The 25515-nt window shown below is 54.9% G+C and carries 22 protein-coding genes and 1 tRNA gene; 11 read left to right on the plus strand and 12 right to left on the minus strand.

Annotated elements, in window-relative coordinates; all coding sequences use genetic code 11:
• Positions 1 to 29: 29 nt before the first annotated feature.
• Positions 30 to 956, minus strand: a complete 927-nt coding sequence (locus tag FKCLFG_RS00570) for a GH12 family glycosyl hydrolase domain-containing protein (protein WP_472614315.1) — start codon at positions 954 to 956, stop codon at positions 30 to 32.
• 311 nt (positions 957 to 1267) lie between these two features.
• Here FKCLFG_RS00570 and FKCLFG_RS00575 point away from each other — a divergent pair, with 311 nt between their 5' ends.
• The 4 genes from FKCLFG_RS00575 (at position 1268) to trpB (ending at position 5207) form a co-directional block, all read left to right on the plus strand.
• Positions 1268 to 1867, plus strand: coding sequence for an HD domain-containing protein (locus FKCLFG_RS00575; protein WP_472614316.1), 600 nt, complete (start codon positions 1268 to 1270; stop codon positions 1865 to 1867).
• A gap of 535 nt (positions 1868 to 2402) precedes the next feature.
• Positions 2403 to 2939, plus strand: coding sequence for a DUF2058 domain-containing protein (locus FKCLFG_RS00580; RefSeq protein WP_472614317.1), 537 nt, complete (start codon positions 2403 to 2405; stop codon positions 2937 to 2939).
• Positions 2940 to 3249: 310 nt separating this feature from the next.
• Complete coding sequence (locus FKCLFG_RS00585) at positions 3250 to 3957, plus strand: nucleotidyltransferase domain-containing protein (protein WP_472614318.1); 708 nt, start codon at positions 3250 to 3252, stop codon at positions 3955 to 3957.
• Positions 3958 to 4007: 50 nt separating this feature from the next.
• Entirely contained in the window at positions 4008 to 5207 is a 1200-nt protein-coding gene (gene trpB / locus FKCLFG_RS00590; protein ID WP_472614319.1) for a tryptophan synthase subunit beta, read from the plus strand.
• Positions 5208 to 5278: 71 nt separating this feature from the next.
• Here trpB and FKCLFG_RS00595 read toward each other — a convergent pair whose 3' ends face one another.
• Positions 5279 to 5821 carry a hypothetical protein gene (locus tag FKCLFG_RS00595; RefSeq protein ID WP_472614320.1) on the minus strand — a complete coding sequence of 181 codons (543 nt, stop codon included), beginning with the start codon at positions 5819 to 5821 and terminating at the stop codon, positions 5279 to 5281.
• A 1380-nt stretch (positions 5822 to 7201) separates the two neighbouring features.
• Between FKCLFG_RS00595 and FKCLFG_RS00600 the strand changes: the two genes are divergently transcribed.
• On the plus strand, positions 7202 to 7777 hold the full coding sequence (locus tag FKCLFG_RS00600; RefSeq protein WP_472614321.1) for a DUF4337 domain-containing protein: 576 nt from the start codon (positions 7202 to 7204) through the stop codon (positions 7775 to 7777).
• A 6-nt stretch (positions 7778 to 7783) separates the two neighbouring features.
• A complete protein-coding gene (locus FKCLFG_RS00605) occupies positions 7784 to 8899 on the plus strand; it encodes a hypothetical protein (RefSeq protein ID WP_472614322.1) in 1116 nt (371 codons plus the stop codon).
• 97 nt (positions 8900 to 8996) lie between these two features.
• Here the strand turns inward: FKCLFG_RS00605 and FKCLFG_RS00610 are convergent, their stop codons facing one another.
• From FKCLFG_RS00610 to FKCLFG_RS00620, 3 genes are all read right to left on the minus strand, one after another.
• Positions 8997 to 9911, minus strand: a complete 915-nt coding sequence (locus FKCLFG_RS00610) for a carbon-nitrogen hydrolase family protein (protein ID WP_472614323.1) — start codon at positions 9909 to 9911, stop codon at positions 8997 to 8999.
• Between the two features lies 1 nt (position 9912).
• Positions 9913 to 10581 carry a GNAT family N-acetyltransferase gene (locus FKCLFG_RS00615; RefSeq protein ID WP_472614324.1) on the minus strand — a complete coding sequence of 223 codons (669 nt, stop codon included), beginning with the start codon at positions 10579 to 10581 and terminating at the stop codon, positions 9913 to 9915.
• Between the two features lie 277 nt (positions 10582 to 10858).
• Positions 10859 to 11668, minus strand: coding sequence for a 2-keto-4-pentenoate hydratase (locus FKCLFG_RS00620; protein ID WP_472614325.1), 810 nt, complete (start codon positions 11666 to 11668; stop codon positions 10859 to 10861).
• Positions 11669 to 12237: 569 nt separating this feature from the next.
• On the opposite strand from FKCLFG_RS00620, the gene FKCLFG_RS00625 reads away from it, so the two are divergent.
• Positions 12238 to 13089, plus strand: coding sequence for a hypothetical protein (locus FKCLFG_RS00625; RefSeq protein WP_472614326.1), 852 nt, complete (start codon positions 12238 to 12240; stop codon positions 13087 to 13089).
• Between the two features lie 516 nt (positions 13090 to 13605).
• On the opposite strand, the gene FKCLFG_RS00630 is transcribed toward FKCLFG_RS00625, so the two are convergent.
• The 3 genes from FKCLFG_RS00630 to glmS all read right to left on the minus strand — a co-directional run bounded on the left by FKCLFG_RS00630 (position 13606) and on the right by glmS (position 17867).
• A complete protein-coding gene (locus FKCLFG_RS00630; protein ID WP_472614327.1) occupies positions 13606 to 14523 on the minus strand; it encodes a HEPN domain-containing protein in 918 nt (305 codons plus the stop codon).
• On the minus strand, positions 14524 to 15636 hold the full coding sequence (locus FKCLFG_RS00635; RefSeq protein WP_472614328.1) for a DUF262 domain-containing protein: 1113 nt from the start codon (positions 15634 to 15636) through the stop codon (positions 14524 to 14526).
• Positions 15637 to 16037: 401 nt separating this feature from the next.
• Positions 16038 to 17867, minus strand: a complete 1830-nt coding sequence (glmS, locus tag FKCLFG_RS00640) for a glutamine--fructose-6-phosphate transaminase (isomerizing) (RefSeq protein WP_472614329.1) — start codon at positions 17865 to 17867, stop codon at positions 16038 to 16040.
• 151 nt (positions 17868 to 18018) lie between these two features.
• On the opposite strand from glmS, the gene FKCLFG_RS00645 reads away from it, so the two are divergent.
• A complete protein-coding gene (locus FKCLFG_RS00645) occupies positions 18019 to 18495 on the plus strand; it encodes an Lrp/AsnC family transcriptional regulator (RefSeq protein ID WP_472614330.1) in 477 nt (158 codons plus the stop codon).
• Between the two features lie 625 nt (positions 18496 to 19120).
• Here FKCLFG_RS00645 and glmU read toward each other — a convergent pair.
• A complete protein-coding gene (glmU, locus tag FKCLFG_RS00650; RefSeq protein WP_472614331.1) occupies positions 19121 to 20485 on the minus strand; it encodes a bifunctional UDP-N-acetylglucosamine diphosphorylase/glucosamine-1-phosphate N-acetyltransferase GlmU in 1365 nt (454 codons plus the stop codon).
• Between the two features lie 181 nt (positions 20486 to 20666).
• Between glmU and FKCLFG_RS00655 the strand changes: the two genes are divergently transcribed.
• Both FKCLFG_RS00655 and FKCLFG_RS00660 read left to right on the plus strand, forming a co-directional pair.
• Positions 20667 to 20743 (plus strand) — tRNA-Pro (locus FKCLFG_RS00655).
• Positions 20744 to 21000: 257 nt separating this feature from the next.
• Positions 21001 to 22152 carry a mechanosensitive ion channel family protein gene (locus FKCLFG_RS00660; RefSeq protein WP_472614332.1) on the plus strand — a complete coding sequence of 384 codons (1152 nt, stop codon included), beginning with the start codon at positions 21001 to 21003 and terminating at the stop codon, positions 22150 to 22152.
• Here FKCLFG_RS00660 and ttcA read toward each other — a convergent pair.
• From ttcA to FKCLFG_RS00675, 3 genes are read right to left on the minus strand one after another with little or no spacing between them, the layout of a single operon-like run.
• Positions 22127 to 23056, minus strand: coding sequence for a tRNA 2-thiocytidine(32) synthetase TtcA (ttcA, locus tag FKCLFG_RS00665; RefSeq protein WP_472614333.1), 930 nt, complete (start codon positions 23054 to 23056; stop codon positions 22127 to 22129). The two genes, FKCLFG_RS00660 and ttcA, sit on opposite strands and share 26 nt — an antisense overlap.
• On the minus strand, positions 23053 to 23451 hold the full coding sequence (locus FKCLFG_RS00670; RefSeq protein ID WP_472614334.1) for a dihydroneopterin aldolase: 399 nt from the start codon (positions 23449 to 23451) through the stop codon (positions 23053 to 23055). Before FKCLFG_RS00670 ends, ttcA begins: the two co-directional genes overlap by 4 nt.
• Positions 23448 to 24242: an SDR family oxidoreductase gene (locus FKCLFG_RS00675; RefSeq protein ID WP_472614335.1), complete on the minus strand. Its 795-nt coding sequence runs from the start codon at positions 24240 to 24242 to the stop codon at positions 23448 to 23450. The genes FKCLFG_RS00670 and FKCLFG_RS00675 overlap by 4 nt, the downstream gene beginning before the upstream one ends.
• Positions 24243 to 24311: 69 nt before the next feature.
• Here FKCLFG_RS00675 and FKCLFG_RS00680 point away from each other — a divergent pair, with 69 nt between their 5' ends.
• The gene (locus FKCLFG_RS00680) at positions 24312 to 25469 is read left to right on the plus strand and encodes a class I SAM-dependent methyltransferase (RefSeq protein ID WP_472614336.1); all 1158 of its coding nucleotides are present in this window, start codon (positions 24312 to 24314) and stop codon (positions 25467 to 25469) included.
• Positions 25470 to 25515 lie beyond the last annotated feature (46 nt).

Raw genomic sequence — 25515 nt, forward strand, 5'->3', positions numbered from 1 at the left:
AAAAAGCAAGCCTTAATTAACTGATGTTATCAACGGCTAACGCTATAAGAGTTGATCGTAGCCATTCCCTTGCCCCGCTTCAACTCCGCGCCAAATTCGATCGTGCTGATGTAATCGGTCTGCAGCAAATGATTTTTAGAAACAAGATAATCAATAAACGGCTTCAGGGGAATGGACGCTTTCAGCAACGGTGTTTTGCTTGCGAATACCAAGACCTTCCACTTCCAGTTGTAAGATGCATTTATGACTGTGTGCTCAAACACCTCGAACTGATTCCCGGCAACCGTAACTGTGTCGATAACCGGATCATCTTTCCACGTCTGCTGCAGCTTGATCATGATCTCCGCTTTGTGTGGCCAGTGATCCGCAGTAGCAGTCGAATCTACCCAAATGTCATAGGTAAGATTGTAGTCGCCTGTGGCCGAAATGGTAACGTCGTGATTGACGCTCAACCCGGCGACATCTGCGAATGGGATTGAAGTCATTCCTTTGCCGCCTGGCCTATACAGTATTTCAGGATATGCCTTGATATCTGCGCTGGCGTTGTCAGACGGCCAATCCCAGCTGAATTGCGCCGTCACACCTGTCTGTACAGCCGTATTGTCGATCACGGTTCCGACCGACGCACCGTTGACGCACTGGGTGAAATCCGTGATCTTCTCCCTGCCCCAGGGGTTGCTGTTCAACGCATAATCTCCTAGCGCAAGTGGTGCAAATGACTTATCGCACGATGAAACTGCGACTGGTTTAAAAACTGCCGAGGTAACCGGCGCGCCATGAGCATCAACAGTTTCATGGTTATCTTCAGAACCGGCCGGTGCTGGCGAACTGCCGCCGCCGCAACCCACAAGTGCAGCAACGATGAGGCTGGTCAAAACTAAATTTTTTAACTTCATTTTTCCATTTTCTTGTAATAAGAGGCAGTTGCAAAACGCAATAGCCAGCTTCTCAGGCACCGTAATGGTTTGTGCTGCAAGATACGCTGCTGCGAAGCGACTTCTGAGAGTGCTCGCGAAGCGCTTTTGTTTCAGGCTCGCAGATAATTCTGCTCATTAAAGTCGAGAACACGGAAATTATTTGCCTAGCGCAGTATTAATCTCGCGAAACTGGTCAGAGTCAGAATAAGTAAGCGCAACTGACCTTGATGGCGTCTGTAGCGTCAACGGCAATGCAACTGCGAATAATTGAATGGCAGAAATCGACCCGAAGCAGACTGCCATAGCAGCCGTTCTATATACTATGAAGTCACATTTGGATTAAAAAGATTATGCAATCAACAGCATTAGAAAAGCAGTTAAGTTTTCTAAGAGAAATCGACCGACTGAAGACCGTAGTACGGCAATCACCTCTGCTTGACAAAAGTCGGAAAGAAAATTCTGCCGAGCATTCTTGGCACTTAGCGATGTATGCCTTGCTACTGAATGAGTATGCCTGCGGACCTGTGAATACAAATCGCGTTATACAGATGCTCTTACTGCATGACGTTGTCGAGATAGACGCTGGCGATTTTCCAATCCATAGTGGGTCTTCAAGCGAATTGCAGGCTGAACAAGAATGTAGAGCGGCGGTGCGATTGTTTGGCTTATTGCCACAGCAACAAGGCAACGAACTTCTGGCTTTATGGCAGGAATTTGAGCGTGCAGACACGGAGGACGCGAAGTTTGCGAAGGCGCTCGATCGCTTTCAACCTCTCCTTATCAATGTATTCACGGGTGGAGGAACTTGGACGGAAAACAGCGTTTCACTTGAACAGGTTTTCTCCCGCTATGGTCCCGTCATTAAAAGAGGTGCACCGCAGCTATGGGCCGTGTGTGAGCAATGGGTAGCCCAACACTTTGCAACGCAAGCATCAGGAATGCCGAAGTAAGCTAGTTGAGCACAAGGACAGGGCAATTATGAATGACTCGCCATGCGTACTTTGGTGCGAGAAGAAGTACTTGTAGCGACTGGACCTGTCCCAATAGACTGTTCGCTTCTGGCTGTTAGTTGGCCTTCGACGTGCCTTCGAACTCCCCCATTTTAAAAACCAATTTCCGCATCGAATGCGACAAGTGCTTAGTTGAAATTTCCGGCCACAGTGCAGGAAATATGACGGTTGCTAATCGCGCGGAATTGAGCCAGTTTGTGGAAATATTATCGTCATTGACTGACCCTGCCAGGAGGGATGGAGGACAGCAACTGCGTGGACTATGGGTGATTGAAGCTGGATCAGCCAAAAGCGATATTCGAGGGTCAATTTACCATGATCAGCAACACCCAGGACCTTGCCGGCTCTTAGGCAGAGAGCGCCGGCAAGGCCGCGATCGCGGATCTGCGGGGGCGACATTTTTGCTATGCTAGCGCCTTTCCACTGGCCGGCGCCGCTGCCCGGGCTGGCGGACCCTATTTACGGAGTAGCACATATGGCTTCTTTGCAAGAGCAGTTTTTGAAAGCCGGCCTAGTCGACAAGAACAAAGTCAAACTGGCCCACCAGGACAAGAGCAAGCAGAAGAAGGTGGAACGCCGGACCGGCACGCCCAGTATCGATGAAGCGCGCCTGGCCGCACTCGATACGCAACGCAAGAATGCCGAGCGGGTTCGCGAACTCAATGCCCAGCGCGATGCGGCCGCCACCCAAAAGGCGATCGTGGCGCAAATTGCCCAGATGGTGCAGAAGAATCGCCAGAGCAAAGGCGCCGGCGACATTGCCTACAATTTTACCCACGACAAGAAGGTCATACGGCTGTATGTGTCGGCCGCGGTCCAGGCGCATTTAATAGCCGGACGCCTGGTGATCGTCTGCCAGGGCGACGCTACCGAATTGGTGCCCAGGATTATTGCCGACAAGATCGCCGAGCGCGATGCTTCGCTCGTCGTGCGGGTGAACAAGACCAGCACCGAGATCGATGCGGATGATCCGTATGCCGCCTTCCAGATCCCGGACGACTTGATGTGGTAGCTACGGCGCCTGCCTGGCGTAGCGCGGCAATGACAGACAAGATTGCTACAGACAAGAAAATCAGCGAAGTGAAGACCGAAGCGATTGCAGACAAGAGCGATGCCGACTACAAAATTGTGATTTAAAAGTGTGACGCCCTGTCCGGCCCTGCCAAGGTTGGGTGCAGCGAAGAAGAAAATGTTAGCGCCGACAGACTTTATTCACAGGAACTATTGATAAAAAGCGTTGAACTAAACCGCTGATGCCAACGATGCTGCACGGTTTTACGATACCCATATTGGGTATTGTGATGCCCATTATGGGTATTTATATGGATGCACTTTTTACGAAGACACAACAGCGGGTGTTGGCGGTGTTGTTTGGTCAATCCCAGCGGTCGTTTTACGCCAATGAGATCATCGGCCTGGCGGGGTCGAGTTCCGGCGCGGTGCAGCGGGAACTGGCGCGGCAGGAATCCTCCGGTTTGGTGACGGTGCATCGGATCGGTAACCAGAAGTATTACCAGGTAAATCCTGCTGCGCCGATCTTCGCCGAGCTGCGCGCCGCGTTGCAACCTGTGTGGCCGCTTGTGGAGTTGGCGTTTGTCTATGGTTCGCTGGCCAAGGGCACCGAGCATGCCGGCAGCGATGTGGATCTGATGGTGATCGGGGCGCTGCCGTCGAACGCGGAGTTGCTCGAAGCGCGGATACCAGCGCAGGCGCAACTGGGCCGGGTGGCGCTATCGGCCCTGCGTGCCCACGGCTACCGCAGCGAAAACCGCTATCTGGTGTTCCAGTGTCTGGAGCATACGCTGGGGTTCACGCCGCAGCAGTGGCTGTTGCCCAATCAGGCCCACACCAAACGCAACCTGGCCGAATACGAGGGCGAACTCGATGTCACGGCGTGCTTCGTCGGCGAGTTGATCGCACATGCGGCGTCCCTGATTGTGGCAGCGCAGGCGCTGGAGAACCCCGTCGTGACGGAAAGCGCAGAACCCCGGGCGGTATTGGCGCCGCGACGCCTTGGCTCGTGCGCCTGAATGCCCCATCCCGCTTACCCCCTACTTTTATTCACAGACAGGAAATAAACATGCAAAGAGACTTTTTGGAAATGCCGGACAACCAGGGCTACTTTGGCGAATATGGCGGTCAGCTGGTTCCGCCAGAACTCAAGGCCATCATGGACGGCATCAACGACGCCTATGAAGAAGTGCGCAAGACGGCCGCTTTCCAGGAAGAGCTGAGTGATCTGTACGCCAATTACGTGGGGCGTCCCAGCCCCATCTTTCACGCGCGGCGATTGTCGGCGCGCCAAGGCGGCGCCCGCATCTTCTTGAAGCGCGAAGATCTGAACCACACCGGCGCGCACAAGATCAACCATTGCCTGGGCGAGGCACTGCTGGCCAAACACATGGGCAAAACCAAGGTGCTGGCTGAAACCGGCGCCGGTCAGCACGGCGTGGCGCTGGCCTCGGCCTGTGCGTTAGTCGGCATCGACTGCGAAATCCACATGGGCGAGATCGACATCGCCAAGGAGCACCCCAACGTCGTCAAGATGAAAATCTTGGGCTGCAAGCTGGTGCCGGTCTCGCGCGGCACCCGCACCCTGAAGGACGCGGTCGACAGCGCTTTCGAGGAATATATGAAAGATCCTGTGAACTTCCTGTATGCCATCGGCTCGGTGGTGGGACCGCATCCGTTTCCGAAGATGGTGCGCGATTTCCAGAGCATCATCGGGCGCGAGGCGCGGGCGCAATTTCTGGCGCTGGAAAACACGCTGCCCGACATGGTGGTGGCCTGCGTGGGCGGCGGCTCCAATGCGATAGGGATGTTTACCGAATTCCTGCCCGATGAGACAGTAAAACTGGTCGGCGTCGAGCCGGGCGGCAAGGGGCTGGACACGCCGGACCATGCCGCCACACTGACGCTGGGCAGCAAGGGCGCAATTCACGGCTTTTCCTGCTACACGCTGCAGGACGAGCAGGGCAATCCGTTGCCGGTCTATTCGATCGCCTCGGGGCTCGATTACCCCGGCGTCGGTCCGCAGCATTGCTACCTCAAAGACATCGGCCGTGTGCAATACGAAGCGATTGACGACGCGGAATGCCTGGACGCCTTCATGACGCTCTCACGCACCGAGGGCATCATCCCGGCGCTGGAAAGCGCCCATGCGGTGGCCTACGCCATGAAAATCGCCAAAACCATGGCGCCCGAGCAGACCATCCTGGTCAACCTGTCCGGCCGGGGCGACAAGGATGCGGATTTCGTGGCGAATTATTTGTCGCTTTAAATGCAAACGGCGTGGATTGGAATTCGTAAGGTGACGATGCAATTCACGCCGCCGCCTGACGGCGACAATACTCAATTGTCAGGGGCGTCCAGGGTGAAAATGGCATAGGCCTTGGCAGGTGTCTTCTCGGTCGGCTTCTCAACCTGGATCTGGACGCAGTCTTCCGCCACCAAACTACGCCAATTTGGAATTCCGGCATTTGTGAACGCGGTGTTGGCCTTGGACGCCAGGCTAATGTCCAGCGCCAGTCGGGCATTGCGTGCTCCCGTCTTCGCATAGTTGACGCCCCGCAGTTCAAAGCCGAACACGGTCAACCAGGGTTCCCACAGACCTTTTTCGACGCCGAGTACGATGCGACCAAGCATGTCCTCAAGCGGCAAGCCTTTTTTAATCACGCCGCGCAAAACTTTCAGCGACGGCGCAAAGCGCGCGTCGCTGCTTTGTTTGCCTGCGCCGCGTTCCGAGATAACCTTCAACTCTTTCGAGAATGCCGCGTCACGCTCCGTGTAATCACGCATCCGTGTGTAAAACTCGGTATTTTGGAACGGGTTTTCAGCTCGCCCTGCAGGCGCATCGACTGTTTTTTTCGCTGGAGGCTGTTTCTTGTTCGTCATGGGTTCAGAGCTAGAGTGTGAGGGGCGCAGTTTAGCACTGCCGGCGCGCATCGATTCCGATATTGATGGTGCACTCCCCCGCCGCAATTCGTCACTGACCGACTCGCCCATCGGTATCGTCTTACACGCCTTTTCTGTCGCGCCGGCCAGATTTGGCCGTCCGTTTTTGACCGGTAGCGGCTGTTCGGATCCGACCGTGAGCAACTCTACAACACGAATCAGTGGCGATTTTGATGCGAATACACAGTGAAAAGGGGAGAGAAGTTCAGGATGGGGCTCTCAAATGTGAGGAGGGCATTAAAAAAACCTGCGTGAATTCGCCGATACTGTAACCGCGTGTAAATTTGACGAACCGCTGGAGACGCCATTGATCAAATAGACATTGATCCACCTATTACCTATTGAAAGATGCTCATGAACTGGCGTATGAACAAAGCCGCAAAACGTCTTATATTTTCATCTCTGGCCGCGCTTTCCATTGGCGGATGCGCGGTCTATGAACCAGGGTACTCGAGTGCGCATTCGTCCTATGGCGCGTCTCCGTACGGGCAGCCAGTCTATTCAAGCACTCCGTATTATGCGGCGCCGCCGGTGTCCTTCGGCTTTGGGTTCGAGTCGAGCCATCATGACCATGATGGGTTTCAAGGTAGTCCTAGATTCCGCGATGATCGTGCGGGACCCCGGAGTAGCCGTGACGGATCCTGGCGCGATGGAGCCCGGGGTGGCCGCGATGAATTACAGGGTGGAGAGCGTCGCCAACGTCAGGAGGGTAGAGTTGGGGGTCGCAACAGGGAAGGCAGTCGGCCTCAGGCAGTACCGCAGCGGCGCTCGGACCCTAGCAGAGGTGCTGTGACTAATGGCGGACGAGCAAAAAATCCGGGCGATTACGGACGTTAAAAAGCCCGCGAACCTTACGGTTGCGGGCTTCTGGATTGGTGCTGGTATGTTTCCCGACCGCCAGCGCCGGTAGAGCGAGTAGAAATCAAGCAGGTTTTATGATAGCTGGGGCAGATGACGCTCTTATGACATCGCGCAAAGGCGAGGGAAAGTCTCCAGTGTGAGATGCGTATTCGTACCAATCTTGCCACTGATTCGTGCCCCAAATTCGCCATCTGGCCGGTTTGGAAATTGGCGCCTGCCTGACCCGAAGCAGGCGGTCAGCGGCTTTCCCTAAGCCGCCGTTTTTTTGCCAATCCCGTCATTTACCCAAGCCCAGCAGGCCAGCCTCTCGGTTCGGACAGGGCATGGGCAAATCGATAGTAGATTAAATGATCAGAATCAATCCTAGCGCGGTGTCGGACAGCCTGTTCAGCACCCGCATGCGATAGAATTCGTCCCTTTGTCAATCACCAACGGCTGCAAGCACAAGGAGTAACTCCAATGTCAGGTCATGGATTTCACGTACACGGCCCACACGACCATGAAGTCGAACATGTCACCCAACATGGCGGTGACAGCTTCACCTCGCGTCTAGCGGTGCTGACCGCCATTCTCTCCACGGTCGGGGCCATCTTTGGCTACATGGGTGGGCATTCGCAGAATGCTGCCTTGCTTTACAAAAACGAGGCAGCGATTCAGAAGACTTCGGCCTCGAATCAATGGAATTACTACCAGGCCAAGAGCAACAAACAGAACTTGGCAGAGCTTTCAGTCACACTAAGCAGCGGCGAAGCACAAAATAAATTCAAGCAAGCCATTGAGCGCTACAAACAAGAAAAAGAAGAGATCAAGGTCGAGGCCGAAACGCTCGAGGCAACCGTCAAGGTTGCGGACCACAAGAGCGAACAGGAAATGCATGTGCACGGGCGCTGGGCGCTGGCAACAACACTTCTCCAGATTGCCATTGCGCTGTCGGCCATTACCCTGTTGACCCGAAAGCGCTGGATGTTGGGCGGTGTTTACGGCGCCACTGCCATCGGATTGGTGGTTGGCGTGATGGGGTACTTGCACTTGTGAGCGTGTATGCGCGTTGCTGAACGCATCCGCCAATTGTTGTTAGGGCTAGCCTGCGGGCTGCTCAGTACACTTTCTTTTGCCGAAGAGCCCTGCCGGATCGCCTTTGACATGGGCTCATCCGGAATCAGGGCGGGTGCGTCTAACAGCAAGATGATGATGCATGCCGACATTGATTACCTTGGCCCCCTGTTGGCCGATCACGGTCTGGATGAGACAGTTAAGCCGACGATGGCGGCGCTTCGTGAATTGCCGAATCAGGGTGGCTTCGCCACGGATTGCGCTCGCGTTGCCGGCGGCTTTTCCGCCTGGCGTCTTGCATTGCAACAGGACGCTGGCAAACTCGCATCGACCTTGGCAGACCTTGAGGCCGCCAGCGGTGTCGCCGTGCTGGTGATCCCGCAGAAGGCAGAAGGCGCCTACGGCTATTTCGGCGCGCGCCAGTTGCTGGGTAGGCGCCTGACGAGCAGTCACGTGCTAGACATCGGTGGCGGCAGCCTCCAGATTGCTGGTGAGCGGACCACCTTCGGCGATGCGCTCGGACAAAAAATCTGGCATCACCAACTTTGCCTGGCGATCCGGAACACAACTTCACAGCCATGCGCTCTGCAACCGATGACGAGCGGGGACCTCGCCGAGGCCCGCTCTTTGCTGGCGAAGCAACTTCATGGCATCAGCGCGGCACTTCCGGATACGGTGACGATGACGGCAATCAGCCGCCCGGTGACACAAGGCGTCGCGCCTGCGGTGGCACGCCTGCTCGGCAAACGTTCCGGGCAGGAGGTGCTCTGGCGCTCCGAACTCACGGCTGCCATCGGGCAGATGGCTGGTTTGACGCTTGAGGAAACGGCAATACGGCTCGAAATTCCTCTGAAGTACGCCCCTTACCTGCTTTCCGACATGTTACTGGTCGAAGGGTTAATGCAAGCGACCGACGGGAATTATCTTTACATTGCTGAAATTGATCTGACCAACCTGCCGGGCCTGCTCGCTGATGATATTGCCTTCAGGTGGGTTGGCCGCTACGGCTGTTACCTGGAACGCCTGCGTCGTACCGGCCTCGACGCCTACGCCAGCAATCCTGCAACTTGCCCCGCTGGCGACCGTCAGCCTGGGCCGAACTAGAGACGGTCGGAGGACGCGTCTTGACCGGGGCGGAATCGAACCCGACACAAGGATTTTCAAAGCCAGGCTCTGTCGCTTCCGGGAAAATCAGATGGCATCAGACCGTGGACACGATCTCCACATCGTTGTCGTACACATCGATGCGCTTGTCATACAGGGGAATAGTGGTGCCGTTGACGCGGTTCATGACCAGCTTGCCGAGGTCCACGTCGGCAATCACGATTTGCTCCATGTTGGGTACGCCCTCGGCGGCAATGCCGTCGCGCGCGAAGGGGAAGTCCGACGGCGTGATGATCGCCGCCTGGCCGTAATGCAAGCCCAGACCTTCGACCGGGAGGTTGCCCACGGTGCCGGTGACCGCGACATAAACCTGGTTCTCGATCGCCCTGGCATGGCAGCAATAACGCACCCGTAAAAAACCCTGGCGGTCATCGGTGCACGATGGCACGAAGATGATGTCGGCGCCCATTTCGCACACCATGCGGCTGAGTTCGGGAAACTCGATGTCGTAACAGATCAGGATCGCAATGCGGCCGTAGGGGGTGTCAAACACCTGCAAGTGGTGACCTGGATCCCCTTTCCATTTTTCCTTTTCCCAGCGCGTCAGGTGGATCTTGTCCTGGGTAAAAACTTTCCCCTCGGGCGTGAAAAGATAGGCGGTGTTCAGAAGCTTGCCGTCGCTTATCGTCGGATGGCTGCCGCCGATCACATGCACATTCCACTGCGCAGCCAGTTCCTTGAACAGCTCGATATAACGCGTGGTGTAATCGTTCATGTTGCGCACTGCCTGCCCCAAATCGCTGGTATCCATGAACGACAGCAGCTGGGTGGTGAATATTTCCGGCAGCAGCACAAACTGCGGTTTATAGTCGCCTGCGGCTTTCATCACGAAGCGCACCTGGTTTTCAAAACCGTTCCAGTCGTGGATGGAGCGCAGCAGATATTGCACCGCCGCGATGCGCACGGTGATCTGCTTGGGTTTGTATTCGCTGGTTTTGAGGGTGGTTGTCATCTTAGATATCCTTTGCGGCGGGCGCCGCCAGTTGCAGCCCGGTGGGCTTGGAGGCATCGTAATCTGGGTTGAGCCAGACGATCAGCGACGCGTACCCATGCGATTCTTTGTCATCGACAAGGTAATTCGGCATGATGCCACAGTACCTGAATCCCTCGCGCAGCTGAAAACTCAGCACCGGGTCTGTGATGTCTCCCCACAGCACCTTGCGCGCGTAAAGCTCCACTGGCATCTGGTCTGCCAGCTTGTGGTAGCCCGGCAGTCTGCCGCAGGCAATGATGCGGCGCAGATTCAAAGTCTTGCACACCCGCCGCCGGGCTGCGTACAGCGCATGGCCCACTCGTTTGCCGCGCAGCGCGGGCGCGACGAATACTTCTGCGCCGTACAGCGTGTAGCCGGCCGGGTCATGGGTGTCAAAGGTTCCTCTTGCGGTGACCTCATCCCAGGTATGGGGTTCCATCCACTCATCCCACAGGATCACCAGCGAACTGGCGCAGCCCACCAGCCGATCGTTGTAGAACGCGACGAACTGACCCTCGGGGAACAGTTCGATCTGGCGTGCCACGCGGTCGTGCTGCCAGGCCGGAATGGTCGGATAGACTTCGCGCTGCAGGCGCACCAGCGCGTCAATATCTTGCAGCGTGGTATTGCGGACAATTAGTTTGGACATGTATTTAGTAGGGGGTCAAAGGGGCTGGCCGCAGTTCGCAGGCAGAGCGGTGCAGGTCTGATAGAAACCGGACGGCAGCCGACCGTGGCCGATGGAAAACGAGATGCGTACACCTACGCACCACATTTTTCTCAAATTATCAAGGGAGCGGCATTATGATCGAAAACAGTAAAATCTGCCGGATGTGCCTGCGATTTAAGCATCCGACTTGTTTGGAAATGCAAGATATCCAAACGGCTGCAAGTTATCCCTAGCGCGTGAGCGATATTACTTCGTATCAGGTGCAGCTGCTCATCTCGGCATATCTCCGCACGAAATGCACCGTCAGCGTGCCCAGGTCGCCATACTGAATGGCGATGTCTTCTCCTGTAGGCAAGTCAAAACTCCCCGCATACGAGCCGGTGATCACCGCCTGGCCTGCTTTCAGTCCCAGGCCTTTGCCGCGCAAAAACTCCGCCAGCCAATACAGTGGCGCGCGTGGATCGCCGCTCGGGTGGCGGCCGTCAAGCCGGGTTTGCTCGCCCGTAGCAACGGTGACCCTTATCGCCATCGCGCTGGCGGCGCGCGCCTGCCCGGCATCCGCCTGCGGGCCGATGAGCAGGCCGGAATTGAGCAAGCCGTCCGCCAGATTTTCAGCGAAGCTGGCGTCGTCCGGATCGCTGTAACGGCTGTCGATCAGTTCCAGCGCGAGGTGGGTGCGCGCAATTGCGGCATCGACTTCGGCCGGCGTGTAGGGCCGGCCGCGAACAGGCAGGTCGCGACCGAGGATGAAAGCGAGTTCCGGCTCCACCCGCGCCTGGCCGGCACGGGCTTGCACCGCGCATTGGCCGGTGTCGCCGGCGTCGATGGTGTGGACAGTGCCGGCATAAATAGGTGCCAGCACCCAATTCCCGGCTGCGGGCAAGCCGCACTTCCACCCGGCGACGCCAGCGCCGAGTTGCGCGCCGACCGCCGCCTGTATCGCCAGCGCAGCGTCAAGCCCGGATGGCCGGCAACACTCGGGCAAGCGGGGTCCCCGCTCGCCCGACCTGCGGCGCGCCACCAGGATGGCGGCGGCAATGGCGGCGACATGGTCGGGTTCAGACATGATTGCTTTCAAGTAAGTGATTGATGAAAATCATGTACATATGGCTGTATATTTTAAAAAACTAATAAATATATGCGGAAAATGCACTGAAAATAGCGATACTCCGGCATATTTATGAATAGTAGAGCGTGTTGCTGCCGACTCAGAATTAACCCAGGCTGCCGAATATCGCTGACCCGGAATACCCGTCACCACATGCTTCGAAAACAACACCCCCTGCGGGATTGCATAGGTTCATGGCTCAGTCAAAATCAGCAGCGTGGGTCAAATTCTAGCTAACGTCAACAGCACAACCTCGCATTGCATGTAGGAATGGTGTGAAATTCCCTTACTTTATTAAAGTGCCGTCGCTTCTGTGCAGTGTTGTAATCGTAATATTACCCACTTGGAAATATTTCTATTGTGAAATAATATACGTGGTGCCTTTCGCAATACGTTTCACGCTGAAAAGACTTGGTAGATGTGCTGTCCGACATTCTGACATTCTCATTCGCCTAGCTTGAACAAAAAATGCAGAGAAAATGAATAATTTAAATAACAACAAAAATACTTAATTAGGGGAAAAAGTGATGCAAGAAAATATTAAGTTTCCTAGTGACGCTGCGAAAATTTTTGTTTTCGATCAGGTATACCCGCTTAGTGCCGCAACTGAGCAGGCAATGCAAAAAAAGCTTAATGCATTCGGCATAGTTGCAAAGCTAAATCCATTTAAACACCCAAAAAATGAAACAGTACTTCTTACCAAACACGTACTACGTTACGAGCCATTTTGGCATGTCGTAACAACGCGTGAGGTGGATTTCTCAAGGGAGATCAACTATCCGGTGGACATAGGCAATAGATATGCCAATAAGGTGGTGATTAATCAAACAGAATATCCAATTACAGAACAGGGCAGCAAAAGAACTATTAACTTCTCCGCAGTTGAATTTTGTCATCGCAAAATCGATTATCAAGACTACATTGATGGATTAGCAAGAGCAACGAAAAAAAGTTCGCTAGAGAATTACATCCGTAAGTACAAAATTCAAGAGCATATTGAGCTGCAACTGCCTGAAGCTATTGCGTTGAAGGTATCCGTTGCAACGCTGTTACAAAAAATTAATCAAACCTTGTCAGCTGAAGTTATTAACGCGCACGAATTCCAGCAGGACTTTATAACAATTGAAAAAGCTTATTTATATTACAGACCTGTTTTTGCATTTGAATTTGCTTGGACAACGGAGAATAAGGTAGGGGTAATTGAGGTAGATGGATTAACCGGTGAGATCATTGAAAACGGTGAATGGTTCAAAGAAAAAATCAACTCCATTACCACAAGAGAAATGCTGTTTGAGGCAAGTGCAGAGATCGCTGGCGTGTTTATTCCTGCAGGAGGTTTAGCAGTGAGGGTGATTGAAAAAATTACCGCTGGAGCTTAATTAGCATGCATTAGTATTGATCATGCCGTAATTGAATTTCGATCTGTTCACTCAAATGAAAAAATTGATTATGGCGTAAATAATTTTGCACTTGGAGTTCGATCGCACCCATCTCATAAACTCGCAGAATGCGGGATTTTTTTAATGTTACAAGAAATCGGTTGCAACTCCGAATAATTGAATGGCAGAAATCGACCCACAAGAGACGGTCAATGCGGGTCCCTTAAACGTCTGCAATCTTGCCAAGCTGGGTCAAAATGCAAAATAATTTCGTTGAAAGAAAAATCGAACCCTCTAAACAGTCGCTATGCAATTTTCTTGATGTCGCCAAGGGTGTCCCTATCCACGAATTTTTCCCAGACTTACGTTTTGACACAGCCTCCAGCGAAAGCTGTCGGTGAAACTGGTCGAGAGGCGGACCAACTCGGCTAAATAGTGAAATGCACTGGACGAATAAGTGCCATATCTAGGACTTGTCAATAAATCAGTGAAACTAGCTCAAACTCTCATTATTGTTCATGTCCTCCAATCTGCAATCCTCTTGGCATCATCCAAAATCATCAGGAATTCGCCTCTCGCATGAAGTGTTGGGCTGATTGCATTAATTGCAAGCTCCAGACCAGGCCATTGTTTTTTGGCCCGACCTCCAATAACTGTCGTTTCTCTATATACAACACCATGTTTCTCCAGAAAACGAAAATTCAAGGCAATTCTTATATCATGGTCCTCAACATTTTTTCCTAAATTCCCAGAAACTTGACGACAGCGAGCAGAAAGCAAAAGATCAAGCGCCGCGCAGATGGCCAAAATCTCATTTTTTATCTCAACAAGCCATTGATAGTCATATCGAAATGATACCGTATGGGCTGAACTATGTCGTCGAGTTGCTGCATTTTTATATGATTGCAATAAATCAGGCAGGCCCCCACTAATACTATCCGAAATCGCTTTCAGTTGATTCCAGCCGCCAGAAATACCAAAAGCTCGCAGCAAATCTGGAACTTCGCTTTCACCGATATTAGAGCTAGCTGAAAAAAAGGAAAATCTTGATAGTTCGAATACAGCTTGCTTAGTGGAATGAATTTTCAACGCTTCATCTTGCACCAGCGCTTTCCAGTCACCATTTTCTTTTTTTAGTAATTTTGATTTAAAAGATAATGCGTTTAAGGTTCCAGTGATCGCAGCGGCCTGCAACGGCTCTGGTAGCTTATTAAAAGAGACTGTCGAATCAGAAAGAAATCTAAGCCCCTCATGAGCACGATTTTTAATGTAATCTTCAAGAATATTAAAAGCTACAATCCCCAGCCCTTTTCGAAGCAGATTCGCTACTCCGTTGTGCGTAGATGGCGCAATGCCTTGGTCTATAACTGCAGATAAGTTGATTGCCGCGTCTAGGTATTGCAATCTATCAAAAAGCTCCTGTTTGGCGCTCATTTAAATTTCCCGCAGAATTTTGCAAAATCTCGCAATTCTCAAATTAACGTTATCGGAATTTGAAGTAAATTGCGTTAGCGATTCGGAGAAATCTTCATCATTCGCTAATATTTCAATCAGTGCGGCTCTTACCTTTCTTTTCTTTGCAATAGCATTGGCTTTCTCAATGGTTGACAAAAGACTGGAGCAAACCATATGTATATCGAAAAAACCTTGTAATACACGCGTATTTCCGCCGGGACGCATAAAACCTTCCGGCCCCCACATTGACTTGCAAAATTCGATCGAATCGATGAAGATGGATTTACATTCCCCCAGTTCCTTTTCATTCATTTTGTAGTTGTTACGCATGAATGAATCCATCGCGGCATCCATGTTGCCGGGAAAATTTTCCCAATATGCTCTCATTGTAAAAAAACGAAGAACATATTGCACATCGATCATTTCTTTATATGTCTTGGACTGCTCTGTTGCCTTTAGTTGTTTTTTCAAGTAATCATTTTTTGATAAATCAAAAATCAAATCATTAAATTTTCCTCTATATGCAACATTACGAATTTCTTGTGAGTTTAAAGCAACGCCGGCTTTGTTTAGTCGCAAGAATACTTCATGTTTCAATTCAGAATCAGACTGTCGCAACAGCGTTACTACCCGAAGATATGGTCTTATCTTCAATGCATTAGATAATGAAACTGGCAGTTCTTCAAAAGAATATCCATCTAGCTCTTTAAATTTTTCAAGGCCTGTTAAGCGCAGCGTTCCTTTTAGAAATTTATTAATTGCAGTAACTCGCTGCTTGCCATCAATTACCGAATAAGTTCCATATTCATCCTCCGCCAAATAAATGGGTGGCACAGGAATATTAAGTAAGAATGATTCGATCAATCCGGATTCCTTTATGGGGTCCCATCGCTCGCGACGTTGATACTTTGGGCTAATGTCAATCGCCCCATTTATTACCATGTCAGAGATAGATCCCAAAGAAAGGTCTGATTGCTGAAGTACGAGAGCGCTTTGCGATTTAGCGAATCGGTCTTCAATTTTTTTTTCATTTTTTTTTATCACCACGGTAGCGCCTTTAGCTTCATTGATGGGAAGTGGATTTTCGTGCATAGGTGAGGCATATTACACTTGGCATTTACTCACAGACAAGCTGGCGCGCTCAAGCTCGGATTTGCTTAATATTTCGCCGAATATGAGTATTTAAGGTTTTTCAGTGAAGGGGCAGTCCGCTACCTGTTTGCTTTGGTTCTGGAACTGAGCGGCTGTTTTCTGTAGCCGCCGGTGAAGCATCGCTACCTCACAGGCGGGAATTGGCGAAACTAGTCAACCGAATCCTGTCAACGAATTATCCAGCGATCCCTGCCATGTGCGACAGTCAGCCAACCTATATTGTCCCGATACCGGAAATAGACTGGACACGAGGACTGTTAGGCCCAGCAACAAAAACGCCAACCTTAACCGGTTGGCGTTTCTTTTCTATTGCAAAATAGAAATTTTTAAGACTGTCAATATTACTCTACGGTAACCGATTTAGCCAAATTCCGTGGCTTATCAACATCGGTCCCGCGTGCCAACGCGGTGTGATACGCCAGCAATTGCAATGCCACCACATGCAGAATCGGCGACAGTTGGCCGTAGTGTTCCGGCATGCGGATTACGTGCAGGCCTTCGCCCGGTTTCACGCGCGAGTCGCCGTCGGCGAATACGTAGAGCTGGCCGCCACGGGCGCGCACTTCCTGCATGTTCGATTTCAGCTTTTCGATCAGCGCATCGTTGGGGGCGATGGTGACGACCGGCATCTGGTCGGTGACCAGCGCCAGCGGGCCGTGCTTGAGTTCGCCGGCCGGATAGGCTTCGGCGTGGATGTAGGAAATTTCCTTGAGTTTGAGCGCGCCTTCGAGCGCAATCGGGTAGTGCAAACCACGCCCCAAAAAGAGCGCGTTTTCCTTGCGCGCGAAGTCTTCCGACCAGGCGATGATTTGCGGCTCCAGCGCCAGCACGGCGGCAATCGCTACCGGCAGGTGGCGCATTTGCTTCAGGTAACCGGCTTCATTCTGTTCCGGCAGCGCGCCCTTGACTTGCGCCAGCGTGAGCGTGAGCAGGAACAGCGCGGCCAGCTGGGTGGTGAAGGCTTTGGTCGAGGCGACACCGACTTCGACTCCGGCGCGGGTGATGAAGGCGAGCGCGCACTCGCGCACCATCGCGCTGGTGGCGACGTTGCAGATCGTCATCGTGTGTTCCATGCCGAGTGCGCGAGCGTGTTTCAGCGCCGCCAGCGTGTCGGCTGTTTCGCCGCTTTGGGATAGTGTCAGAACCAGCGAGCGCGGATTCGGCACGCTGTCGCGGTAGCGGTATTCGCTGGCGATTTCGACGCTGACTGGGATTTTGGCAATCGATTCGATCCAGTATTTGGCGGTCATGCCGGCGTAGTAGCTGGTGCCGCAAGCCAGAATCAGCACCGAGTCGATTTGCTTGAAGATGCCGTAGGCGCTGTCGCCGAACAGCTCCGGCATGATGGCGTCGATTCCCTGCAGCGTATTGGCGATGGCGGTCGGCTGCTCGAAGATTTCCTTTTGCATGTAGTGGCGATACGGCCCCAGCTCGGCCGCGCCGGTATGTGCGTGGACGGTGCGCACTTCGCGCTGTACCGATTTGCCGTCGGCATCGACGATCCAGCAGCGCTGCAATTGCAGATCGACCACGTCGCCTTCTTCCAGATAGATGATCTGATCGGTGGTGCCGGCCAGCGCCATCGCGTCCGAAGCCAGGAAATTTTCACCCTGGCCGACGCCGACGATCAGCGGCGATCCTTGCCGCGCGCCGACCACGCGGTGCGGCTCGTCGCGGCAAAATACCGCAATCGCATACGCGCCATCGAGCCGCTTGACCGCTTGCTGTACGGTGTCGAACAGGTCGCCCGCATACATGTGGTCGATCAGGTGGGCGATGACTTCGGTGTCGGTCTGGCTCTGGAACGCATAACCAAGCGCGCGCAGTTCGTCGCGCAGTTCGTCGTGGTTTTCGATGATGCCGTTGTGCACCAGCGCGATGCGCGCATCTTGGTCGCTGGGCGAAAAGTGCGGGTGCGCATTGTCCGAAGAGGGTGCGCCGTGCGTGGCCCAGCGGGTGTGGGCGATGCCGGTGAAGCCGGCCAACCCGGTGGAGGCGACCTGCGTTTCGAGCTCCGCCACGCGCGCGGTGCTGCGCGAGCGCTGCAAGCGGCCATCGACATACAGCGCCACGCCGCAGGAATCATAACCGCGGTATTCGAGCCGTTTCAAGCCTTCGATCAGGATGGGAGTGATATTGCGTTGCGCAACCGCGCCGACGATACCGCACATGGCAGCCTCTTGAGGATTCGTTGTAGGAGCCTGCATCGTAGAGGAGTACGGATGAAATATGCTGTCTTAATTATTTGAAATATGATCGAATATTTCAACACAATGCATTGATGGCATAATATTTCAATAAATTTAAAACTATGGAATATTTATGATTACAGAGCCTATTTTGCAGTTCGATGAACTCGATCGGCGCATTCTGAATGCGCTGCAACTTGATGCGTCGCAAACTAATCATGCTCTGGCGGCGCAAGTGCATGCGTCGCCGCCAACTTGTCTGCGCCGCGTCAAGCGCTTGATGGAAACTGGCGTAATTGCGCGTCAAGTGGCGATTGTTGCGCCCGAGAAGGTTGGTGCCGGATTGAGCGCGATTGTCGAAATCACGCTGGACAACCAGGCGTCTGAGCGGATGGTGGAATTCGAAGTATTGGTGGCGGCGGAAGATGCGGTTTTGCAGTGCTACCGGGTAGCGCCCGGCCCGGATTTTGTGTTGCTGGTGCAGGTGATCGATATGCCGGCATACCACGCGCTGGCGCATCGGCTATTTGCAGGGCAAACCAATGTGCGTAACGTGCGCAGTTATTTTGCGATTCACCGCAGCAAGTTTGAGACCCGGATTGCGGTGTGAAATATTTTTCGCTTAAATGGGGCAATCCATCAGTTATTGTAACTATTCAGCCCGCTATGAATACCCCCTCGCCCGCTTGCGGGAGAGGGATGGGGAGAGGGTGATTGCAAAGTCGACGATTTAATTAATCGCTGTACTCTTCGTGGATGCTTTGTCGGGAGTAGCCCGATAGGTTGGACTATAGTCCAACGAATCACTTTTCTTTGCTTCGCCAAAGAAAAGTAAGCAAAAGAAAGGCGACCGCAGACTTGCCCTTCGGGTACCCGTTTGTGGGCTGCAAAAAATGGGAAATGAAGGAACTCGCTTCCCTTGCAGGGCGCATATCCGCTTGCAAGCGGATACCGTTACGCAGGCGCGGGGCAGTGCCCCACGAAACCCCTGCTACACCTCAGCCAGCCTTCATTTCTAATCCATTTTCTGCAGCACACAAACGGCTGCGTCCCAAGCGGCCTAACATCAAAAACAGCGCCAACACAACCGCCAATGACATAAAGCAGTCACTTGGATATCAACCTCATAATGGGCTGAACAGTTACCAGTTATTAAAAATGGTGGCAGTATATTTTAAGTAGCCATGTTTATATGCGGTAATGGCATTGTTTTTTGTTGTACTGCCTATCTAAAATTAAGCCTTTTGCTTCAGCTTCACCGGCCGCTGCCAGCCGGTCAGCGTCACTTGCCTGGCGCGCGAGATCGTCAATGCGCCGGCTGGCGCATCCTTGGTCAGCGTGGTGCCGGCCCCCAGTGTTGCGCCGCGGCCGACCGTGACCGGTGCCACCAACTGGCTGTCGCTGCCGATGAAGGCGTCGTCCTCGATCACAGTGCGGAACTTGTTGGCGCCGTCGTAATTGCAAGTGATGGTGCCGGCGCCGATGTTGACGCGCGAGCCGATGGTGGCGTCACCCACATATGCCAGGTGGTTGGCCTTGCTGCCGGCGGCGATCTGGCTATTCTTGATTTCGACGAAATTGCCGATGTGTACGCCTTCCGCCAGCGTGGTGCCGGGGCGCAACCGGGCATACGGGCCGATCACGGATTTGGCGCCGACTGTCGCATCTTCGATATGGCAGAACGGCTTGATCTGCGCGTCGCTGGCAATGACGGCATTTTTGATCACGCAATGGGCGCCGACCGTGACGCCATCGGCCAGCGCTACCGTGCCTTCGAAGATGCAGCCGACATCGATCGTGACGTCGCGCCCGCAGGTCAGTGTGCCACGGACGTCGAAGCGCGCCGGGTCGAGCAGCGTCACGCCTTGTTCCAGCAATCCGCTGGCGATGTTGCGCTGGTGAATGCGCTCCAGTTCGGCCAGTTGCACCTTGCTGTTGACGCCCAGCGTTTCCCATACCGCCGCCGGTTGCGCGGACGCTACCGGCACGCCGTCGGCCACTGCGCGGGCCACGATGTCGGTCAGGTAATACTCGCCCTGCGCATTGTTGTTCGACAGCGTCGCCAGCCATTGCTTGAGCTGCGCGGTGGGCGCGACCAGGATGCCGGTATTGACTTCAGTAATCGCGAGTTCGGCCTCGCTGGCGTCTTTCTGCTCGACGATTCTGGTAATGACGCCATGCTCGCGCACGATGCGTCCGTAGCCGGTCGGGTCGCTCATGTGCACGGTCAGGATCGCCAGCTTGTCGTTGCCGGCGGCGGCGATCAGGCGTTGCAGCGACGCCGCATCGGTCAGCGGCACGTCGCCGTACAGCACCAGCGTCGGCACTGCGTCATTGAGATGTGGCGCGGCCTGGGCCACCGCGTGGCCGGTGCCGAGCTGGGGCTCCTGGCGGGCGAAAGTCACGTCGCTTGCTGCCAACAGGTCAGGCACCTGTTCGCCGCCGTGGCCGTAGATCACGCACAGGGTCGAGGGCGAAAGCTGGCGTGCGGTATCGAGCACGTGCGACAGCAACGGTTTGCCGGCCAGCGGGTGCAGCACTTTTGGCAGCGCCGATTGCATGCGTTTGCCCATGCCGGCAGCGAGAATGACGATGTTCATAGGATAGGGTGCGAGGGATTCGGAAAAGCGCAAAAGTGTATCATTTCCCCGCGCCGCAGCAGGAAGATTGCAGCCAGGCTTGCCCAAGAGCAAGGCAAGAGCGCTTATCATGCCCTGCCTTTTCCAATTTCAGGATAAAGCTTGACCGCGGTGCGCCTCCAAGAGTATGCTTCTGGCTCTTCGGAGTGTGGCGCAGCCCGGTAGCGCACCTGGTTTGGGACCAGGGGGTCCAAGGTTCGAATCCTTGTACTCCGACCAGTTTCAAGAAAAAAGATCGTCTTTGACGGTCTTTTTTTCGTTTCTGCGGCAGCTTATTCGTGACGGTGCATCGGCATGCTCTTGATGCTGTTGCATAGTCTGGTGTGTATTTTTCAGGCGACACAAAATGCAAGCGGAAACTGATGTGTTTTTCCTGATACTCCGGAGTTAATGCGAATTTTGGTAAAATGGCCCGACTTGTAGTCGTTGCGCTTCCTCTTCGAATACCTCCTTTTTCACTCACTCCCTCGTTTCCCATGAATCTCGATTTACTTGAAAACTGGCTGGTGCGCCTCACCGGCGGCGACGCCGTGCTCGCCTTGGTGCTGCAGATATTTATTGTCGTGCTGGCCGTTGTGGTGGCGAACCTATTCCTGCGGCGCATCTTGGCAAAGCTGGAGGAGCACACCCGCCTCACCGCCACGCCGTGGGATTTTGCCCTGGTGTCGGCGGCGCGCAAACCGCTGACGGTGCTGGCATGGATCGTCGGTATCGCCTTTGCCGCCCGGATCGTCCAGACCGAGACGAATGCAGCCCTGTTCGAGGCGGTTTCGCCTGCCCGCACTATCGGCGTGATTGCCTGCATGACCTGGTTTCTGATGCGTTTTATAGGCAATGTGCAGGATGGCGTTATGGCCCAGCGTCAGGCGCGCGGCGAGGCGATGGATCGCACCACCGTGGACGCCATCGGCAAACTGCTGCGGGTGTCAGTCCTGATCACCGCGGCGCTGGTGGGTCTGCAAAGCCTGGGGTTCTCGATCTCTGGCGTGCTGGCTTTTGGGGGCATCGGCGGTATCGCAGTCGGTTTTGCGGCCAAGGATATGCTGGCGAATTTTTTCGGCGGCTTGATGGTGTATCTCGACCGGCCGTTTGCCGTAGGCGACTGGATCCGTTCGCCCGAAAAGCAGATCGAGGGCACGGTGGAGGAAATCGGCTGGCGTCTGACCCGCATCCGCACCTTCGACAGTCGCCCGCTGTATGTGCCGAACGCCATCTTCACCCAGATCGCGGTCGAGAATGCGTCGCGGATGACCAATCGCCGCATCAGCGAAACCGTGGGCGTGCGTTACGAAGATCTCGACAAGATCGCGTCCATCGTGGCCGAGATCAAGGCCATGCTGCGCGCCCACCCGGAGATCGATCAGGCGCAGACCACGATCGTGAATTTTCTCCAGTTTGCCGCGTCCTCGCTCGACATCATGCTCTACACTTTTACTCGCACCACGCACTGGGTGGAGTTCCATGAAATCAAGCAGGACGTGATGCTCCAGATTGCAGAAATCATTACACGCCATGGCGCAAAAATCGCATTCCCAACCAGCACGCTGCACCTCGCGGGCGCGGGCGAACACGCTTCGTCCCTGCAGCCGCGGGCGATAGGAATTACGGCCGCATCTGCAGCGGTATGAAATTGGCCGTGCCGGTGGTGGCGCAGGGCTCGTCGTCGAAAGCGATGTCGCCGTTCGGGTTGGCAATGCCATCCATTTTCAAATCCTTGAAATTGAACAAATCGCGGTCCATCAGATGCGACGGCACCACGGTCGACAGCGCCGAAAAAATGCTTTCGACCCGGCCCGGGAATTTCTTTTCCCAATCGCGCAGCATGTGCTTGGTGTGCTTGCGCTGCAGGTTTTCCTGGCTGCCGCACAGATTGCACGGAATGATCGGGAACTGCTTGATTTCGGCGTAGCGGCTCGAATCCTCTTCCTTCACGTAGGCCATCGGCCGGATCACGATATGTTTGCCGTCGTCCGACTGCAGCTTGGCAGGCATCGATTTGAGTTTGCCGCCGAAAAACAGATTCAGGAAGAAGGTTTCCAGAATGTCGTCGCGATGGTGGCCGAGCGCGATCTTGTTGACGCCCAGTTCGTCGGCGACCCGATACAAAATGCCGCGCCGCAGCCGCGAGCATAGCGAGCAGGTGGTCTTGCCTTCGGGTATCACGCGCTTGACGATGCTGTAGGTATCCTGGTTTTCGATGTGGAACGGGATGCCGAGCTTGGTCAGATAAGCCGGCAGCACGTCTTCCGGGAAACCCGGTTGCTTCTGGTCCAGGTTGACCGCGACGATCTCGAAATTGATCGGTGCCCGTTCGCGCATCGTCATCAAAATGTCGAGCAGCGCGTAGCTGTCTTTGCCACCGGACAGGCAGACCATCACGCGGTCGCCATCCTCGATCATATTGAAGTCGCCGATCGCCTGCCCGACCTGGCGGCACAGGCGCTTGTGCAACTTGTTGTTTTCAAAGGCGGTTTTTTCGACTTGCCTGATGCCTGGCGCAGGATTGTCGGGGGTTTCTAATAGGGCGTTCATGTGCTGCTCTTGATCTGGAAGACTTCCACCCCGACGCCTTCGCAATCGGGATAGACGTCGGGTTTCATGGTGGATACGCGCACTGCGCGCACGTTCGGATGTGCCAGCATGCTGCGCGCCACATCGTCGCACAGGGTTTCCTGCAAATGGACGTGGCCTTGCGCGGTGCGGTTGGCGATGGTTTCGCGCATGAAATCGTAATCGACCACCTCGTTGAGATTGTCGTCCTTGGGCGTGGACAGCGCCAGCGGGATGTACAGATCGACGTTAATCAGCACGCGCTGTTCGCCTCTTTTCTCGTAATCGTGGACGCCGATATTGATCAGCACCGCATAGTTGCGCAGGAACAGGCGGCGGCAGTCGATCAGTTCTGGGTGGGACAGGGCGGAAATCATGGTTTTTTCTCAGGTGTGGCGACGAACATCACGTCGCGTTGCAAAGGTGTCAGGTGCTGGCCGCCATCGACCACGATGGTGGTGCCGGTGATGGCGCGGTTTTCAAGCGCGAAGCAGACCGTGGCGGCGATATCCTCGGGCGTGCTGGAGCCTCCCAGCGGCGTGCGCCGGTGCGCGCTGGCAAAGCCGGCTGCGGTCTGGTCGCCCGAGATCAGCGTGATGCCGGGCGCAATCCCGACCACCCGCAGCTTCGGCGCCAGCGCTTGCGCCAGCATGGTGGTGGCGGTGTGCAGCGCGGCCTTGGACAGCGTGTAAGACAAGAAATCCGGGTTCAGGTTGAACAGTTTCTGGTCCAGCAAATTGATCACGACCGCTTGCGCGCCTTCCTTTGTTGCCGCGTGCAGCGCTTGCGCCAGCAGGATCGGCGCGGTCAGATTGGCGCGCATGTGACGCTCCAGCATGGCTTGCGAAAAGTCGGCCGCGCTATCGTGCTCGAACAGGCTGGCGTTATTCACCACGCAGCCAAAACTCGACAGCGGCAGTTGCAGGGCGGTGGCAGCGCGCGCCAGCAGCGTGCGCACCGCGGCTTCATCTGCCAGGTCGCACTGGACCGCGGCGGCGTGCGCGCCGAGCGCACAAATCTGGCGCACGGTGTCGGCGGCATCTAGCCCGGATCGGCCATAATGGACGGCGACGCTCCAGCCGCGCTGCGCCAGCGCCAGCGCGATGACGCGTCCGATGCGCCGGGCGGCGCCGGTGACGAGGACGCTTTTTTGTTGTTGTATATGCATAATGTTGGTATCGACTGCCGACTTAATCACAAACCACGTATTTATAATAATTTAATTACAATCTTCCAGATGCAACTACCTGAACCCCATCCCGACGCGCTGGCAGCATCCAAACAGCTCCAGCATGTGATCGCGGCCGAGATCGCCCGGCATTCCGGCTGGATTCCATTTTCGCGTTTCATGGAACTGGCGCTGTATGCGCCCGAACTCGGCTATTACAGCGGCGGCGCGCAAAAGCTGGGAAAGGACGGTGATTTTACAACCGCGCCGGAAACCACGCCGCTTTTCGGCGCGGCGCTGGCTCAGGTGGCGGCCGATTTGCTGGCGCAGACCGCGCCGCAGATCATGGAATTCGGTGCCGGCAGCGGCAAGCTGGCGTTTGACATCCTGAGCGAATTGGGCGCTTCAGGGGTACACGTCGAGCAATATACGATTCTGGATTTGTCGGGCGAATTGCGGGCCCGGCAAGAACATTTGCTGCGCGACTTTCCGCAAGTGGTGTGGCTCCAACAGATGCCGCCGGCGTTCTCTGGCCTGGTGATCGGCAATGAAGTGCTGGACGCGATGCCGGTGGAGTTGGTGGTGAAGACTGAACTCGGCTGGCAGCAGCGCGGCGTGGGCATGATGGACAACGGATTCTGCTGGATCGACCACCCGTGCGACGCGGTACTGGTAGCGCAGATTCCGCAGGCCGATGCCTTGCCGCTCGGCTACCTGACGGAAGTTCATCCGGCCGCGCAAGGTTTCATCCGTTCGCTGGCCGATACGCTGCAAGCCGGGCGCCGCCTGCACGGCCAGGGCAGCGCGGCGATTTTCATCGACTACGGCTTTCCGGCCGCCGAGTTTTATCTGGATCAGCGCAGCCAAGGCACGCTGATGTGCCATTACCGCCACCACGCGCATGCCGAGCCGTTTTATCTGCCGGGCTTGCAGGACATTACCGCGCATGTCGATTTCACCGCGATGGCGCTGGCGGCGGTGGATGGCGGACTGGATGTGCTGGGCTACACCAGTCAGGCGGGGTTTCTGATGGCGGCGGGCATTGGCGAGCTGTTATTGCGCACGCCGCCGACTGACGCGATGCGCTATCTGCCGCAAGCCAACGCGCTGCAAAAGCTGATTTCCCCGGCGGAAATGGGCGAATTGTTCAAGGTGCTGGTGCTGGGTACCAATGTGGAATTAATGCCTGCGCTATTGCGCAACGACCGCAGCCATCGCTTGTTATGAACATATACCATAATGGGTATTTTTATTGCCGCACTAATATAAAGCG

It is taken from the genome of Gelidimonas denitrificans, from assembly GCF_055694065.1.

Coding starts and splice junctions, on each gene's coding strand:
- FKCLFG_RS00660 (WP_472614332.1), top strand. CDS start 21,001: ATGAATCTCGATTTACTTGAAAACTGGCTGGTGCGCCTCACCGGCGGC.
- FKCLFG_RS00575 (WP_472614316.1), top strand. CDS start 1,268: ATGCAATCAACAGCATTAGAAAAGCAGTTAAGTTTTCTAAGAGAAATC.
- FKCLFG_RS00680 (WP_472614336.1), top strand. CDS start 24,312: ATGCAACTACCTGAACCCCATCCCGACGCGCTGGCAGCATCCAAACAG.
- FKCLFG_RS00580 (WP_472614317.1), top strand. CDS start 2,403: ATGGCTTCTTTGCAAGAGCAGTTTTTGAAAGCCGGCCTAGTCGACAAG.
- FKCLFG_RS00595 (WP_472614320.1), bottom strand. CDS start 5,821: ATGACGAACAAGAAACAGCCTCCAGCGAAAAAAACAGTCGATGCGCCT.
- ttcA (WP_472614333.1), bottom strand. CDS start 23,056: ATGAACGCCCTATTAGAAACCCCCGACAATCCTGCGCCAGGCATCAGG.
- FKCLFG_RS00645 (WP_472614330.1), top strand. CDS start 18,019: ATGATTACAGAGCCTATTTTGCAGTTCGATGAACTCGATCGGCGCATT.
- FKCLFG_RS00610 (WP_472614323.1), bottom strand. CDS start 9,911: ATGACAACCACCCTCAAAACCAGCGAATACAAACCCAAGCAGATCACC.
- FKCLFG_RS00600 (WP_472614321.1), top strand. CDS start 7,202: ATGTCAGGTCATGGATTTCACGTACACGGCCCACACGACCATGAAGTC.
- glmU (WP_472614331.1), bottom strand. CDS start 20,485: ATGAACATCGTCATTCTCGCTGCCGGCATGGGCAAACGCATGCAATCG.
- FKCLFG_RS00675 (WP_472614335.1), bottom strand. CDS start 24,242: ATGCATATACAACAACAAAAAAGCGTCCTCGTCACCGGCGCCGCCCGG.
- FKCLFG_RS00615 (WP_472614324.1), bottom strand. CDS start 10,581: ATGTCCAAACTAATTGTCCGCAATACCACGCTGCAAGATATTGACGCG.
- FKCLFG_RS00635 (WP_472614328.1), bottom strand. CDS start 15,636: ATGCACGAAAATCCACTTCCCATCAATGAAGCTAAAGGCGCTACCGTG.
- FKCLFG_RS00630 (WP_472614327.1), bottom strand. CDS start 14,523: ATGAGCGCCAAACAGGAGCTTTTTGATAGATTGCAATACCTAGACGCG.
- FKCLFG_RS00620 (WP_472614325.1), bottom strand. CDS start 11,668: ATGTCTGAACCCGACCATGTCGCCGCCATTGCCGCCGCCATCCTGGTG.
- FKCLFG_RS00605 (WP_472614322.1), top strand. CDS start 7,784: ATGCGCGTTGCTGAACGCATCCGCCAATTGTTGTTAGGGCTAGCCTGC.
- trpB (WP_472614319.1), top strand. CDS start 4,008: ATGCAAAGAGACTTTTTGGAAATGCCGGACAACCAGGGCTACTTTGGC.
- glmS (WP_472614329.1), bottom strand. CDS start 17,867: ATGTGCGGTATCGTCGGCGCGGTTGCGCAACGCAATATCACTCCCATC.
- FKCLFG_RS00625 (WP_472614326.1), top strand. CDS start 12,238: ATGCAAGAAAATATTAAGTTTCCTAGTGACGCTGCGAAAATTTTTGTT.
- FKCLFG_RS00670 (WP_472614334.1), bottom strand. CDS start 23,451: ATGATTTCCGCCCTGTCCCACCCAGAACTGATCGACTGCCGCCGCCTG.
- FKCLFG_RS00585 (WP_472614318.1), top strand. CDS start 3,250: ATGGATGCACTTTTTACGAAGACACAACAGCGGGTGTTGGCGGTGTTG.